At 34.8% G+C, this 1,609-nt stretch carries 2 protein-coding genes; both read left to right on the top strand.

Translation table 11 applies throughout. The features are described 5' to 3' along the window. Positions 1–503, top strand: a 503-nt coding sequence (locus ACFQ13_RS05900) for a hypothetical protein (RefSeq protein ID WP_386115129.1), incomplete at its 5' end; no start/stop codon positions are given. After that, positions 491–847 (top strand): hypothetical protein, encoded by a 357-nt coding sequence (locus ACFQ13_RS05895; protein ID WP_386115126.1) that lies wholly within the window; start codon positions 491–493, stop codon positions 845–847. The genes ACFQ13_RS05900 and ACFQ13_RS05895, both read left to right, overlap by 13 nt. The last annotated feature ends 762 nt before the right edge of the window (positions 848–1,609 follow it).

Below are 1,609 nucleotides of genomic sequence, written 5' to 3'. Positions count from 1 at the left end.
CGTTGGCAATAATGTCGGAAATGCGCAAAGGAATCATAGTTTTAGCTTATTTAATTGCCTTACCAATATTTGGACAGAATATGGATTTACCCAAAGATTTGACAGAATTTTTAAAATCAAAATCGGAATTGAATTACGACTATAAAACTGTGGAACCTAACTTTGTCAGAATTATTGACTTTGACAAATTGGAACTCGGAAAAGTATGGATTGAGGGAAATGTTAGCGGAAAATCTTACTACGAAATTCCTGCAATCAATCTGACTGACCAATGCGAATACTATGACCCTGAATACATCCTACTCTACTTGCCGAATGAAAATCTGTATGGAACTTGGGATTCTGACCATTGGAAACTTTATGTTTTCCCAAATATTAATTGGACTGACATCACAGAAAGTCCAGCGGAATTTATAAACCAACAGTGGAATCCGAAAAAAGAAAACGGAATTGAATTTGACCCGAAAGCAGATTATATAATGAAAAACGGATGGCCATTTTAAGAGATATTAATAACTTGACTTTTGACCAATTATTTGACTTCGTTGAAGAAAGTGTAACCGCGACTGAAATCGATAAAAAGATTGCTCAAAAAATCCTCGAAGCAGAAAGAGATTGGCGGACATCTTTCAACACTTTAGATGGTTTCATTTCCACTTTAGAAAAAGCAGTTGGTGGAAAAATAACTAAATCCAGTTTAAAAAAGCTTGCAAGACATTACAAACAAAATGTTTCTCATAATGCTTGGGAATTAGAAAGTATAAGTTATTTAATGGAACTCTTTGAATTAACCAAAGAAAAGGAATTGAGAAATATAGTTACTGAACTGAACAAAAAAATAAAATAAAACACTATTGCCAACACCGTGTATAATTAATTGCTTTTTTGAGCTTACTTGCGAAAATTCCTTCGGAATTTTCACGGGTTCGTAAATGTTTACTAACTTAGTTGCCTAACCACGCAACTAACCATACACAAACACGTTAGCAACAATACGTGCCGAGTGTTTTTTCGTTAGTATTTACAATTTGAAATGCTGTCCGAAATTTAGTTTTTTATCTATTAACTTTTAGCTCGAAAAACTTTTTCTTGGAGAACTAAACGCACAAAGGTCGTTGCGTTTTCTGCAAATATCTCGTGCTGTCCCGAAACAATTTTTCAGCGTATTTTTTTAAGTTGTTTAAGTATTCTATTTCGTTGGAAAATCCGCTTATTTATGTTCCTGTATTCGGCATTTCTCAGAAAGTTAAGGCTTGCGTTCTGTATCGTTCTTTTCCAAAAAAAAGCGTCATTGCTGTGAGAAACTGCGCAACCAGATGCGTCGAAAGGCATCGCATTATTACAATGTACGCTGGAATTAAAGTGGACGTTATAAATAATCCAGCATTTTTGCGGTTGATTAGTTTCAGCATCTCAATGTTTGCGCTTGGAGAACAGACTAACTAAAAGCTTTCACTTTGGTCTGTACGCACTAAAGTAGCTAACAACGTGTATAATTAATTGCTTAGGCAAGTGCTTCTTTGGAAAATTCCTTCGGAATTTTCTCTGGTTCGTAAAAGTTTGTTAAATTAGCTACCTAACCACGCAACTAACCATACACAAGACCGTT

Origin of the sequence: Winogradskyella rapida, assembly GCF_042675845.1 — a bacterium.
GTDB classification, from domain to species: domain Bacteria; phylum Bacteroidota; class Bacteroidia; order Flavobacteriales; family Flavobacteriaceae; genus Winogradskyella; species Winogradskyella rapida.
Note: the sequence above shows the minus strand (reverse complement) of the source record. Positions and strands in the feature narration are given on the sequence as shown.

Excerpts from the sequence above, each read along its gene's own strand:
- ACFQ13_RS05895 (WP_386115126.1), top strand. The coding sequence starts at position 491 with ATGGCCATTTTAAGAGATATTAATAACTTGACTTTTGACCAATTATTT.